At 61.4% G+C, this 1430-nt stretch carries 1 protein-coding gene; it reads right to left on the bottom strand.

Annotated features, from left to right (window positions below):
* Positions 1–47: 47 nt before the first annotated feature.
* Positions 48–1313, bottom strand: a complete 1266-nt coding sequence (locus AC3WQZ_RS35645) for an IS256 family transposase (protein ID WP_454750025.1) — start codon at positions 1311–1313, stop codon at positions 48–50.
* Positions 1314–1430: the final 117 nt, after the last annotated feature.

Raw genomic sequence — 1430 nt, forward strand, 5'->3', positions numbered from 1 at the left:
GAGATAACGTCAAGAGTGGTGTACGGGCAGCTTGATGGTCGGCGACGTCAAGCGGCGAGTTTCTGCTGAACCGGTCGATCGTCTTGCACCGGCTCGCCGTCTTTGAAGGGAATTCCTTCCAGCAACAGCTTGATCTGTTCGGGGCCGTTGATACGGCGCCAGGTTTTCTCGGCTTCCTCGATCAGCTTGAATGCCAGACCCAGGAAGGTGGGTCGCGACACGCAGTTGCGCGTACGCGTGGTACGGTGGCGCACGGTCGCGAACGTCGACTCGATCGCGTTGGTCGTGCGCAAATGCTGCCAGTGCTCGGCCGGGAAGTCGTAGAAAGCCAGCAAGCTTTCTCGATCCTTCTTCAACGTTTCCGTCGCCTTCGGATATTTGGCGCCATAGATCGCCACGAAACGATCGAACGCGGCATAGGCGTCGGCGCGCGTGGCAGCCATCCAGATCGCCTGCAGATCCGCCTTCGCGCGGCCCTGTTGCGACTTCGGCAGGGCATTCAGCACGTTGCCCATCTTGTGGAACCAGCAGCGCTGGCCGCGCGTCGCAGGAAACACTTCCTCCAACGCGGCCCAGAAACCCATCGCGCCATCGCCGACTGCGAGCAGCGGACCAGCCTGCAGGCCACGGGCCTTCAGGTCGAGCAGCAACTCCTGCCATGACGCCTTCGACTCGCGGTACCCGTCGCCGATCGCCACACGCTCCTTCCTGCCCTCCGGCGTCACGCCAATGATCACGAGCAGGCATTGGCCGTCCGAGTTCTCGCTGCGCAGGCCGGTGTGAATGCCGTCGACCCACCAGTACACGTAGCGCGATGTCGACAGCTCGCGCCGGCTCCAGCTCGCATGCTCCTCAGCCCACTGCGCCTTCAGGCGGCTCACCACATTGGCCGACAAGCCTTTGGCATCCTCGCCCAGCAGCACACCCAGCGCCTCGCTCATGTCGCCCGTCGAAATGCCTTTCAAATACAGCCACGGCAGCGCGGCACTCACGCGCGGCGACTTCCTCACATACGGCGGCACAATCGATGAATTGAACTTCACGCCTGATCCTGACCGATCGCGAACCTTCGGAACCTTTACCGCAATTGGCCCGGCCGCCGTCAACACCTCGCGCTCCGGCAAATAGCCATTGCGTACCACGGCACGCTGGCCGTGCAATGTCTTGACGTTCGCGAACCGCTCCAGCAGCGCCGACAGCTCCGCTTCGATTGCTTGCTGAATCACCTGCCGCGCTCCGTGCCGGACCAATTCGTCCAGCCCCAGACCGACTTCCGATAGACCGACGACCTCTTTTTCCGTAAACTTGCTCATGGTGGATGGTTTGTTGTTTGCTGGTTTCCGACTTCGACAATCAGATTCTCAGCTGAAACCTCCACCGCCTTCAATCTCCCACCTCAATCCCCCGTACACCACTTCCGAGCATATCTC

The organism is Cupriavidus sp. FW305-26, from assembly GCF_058787975.1.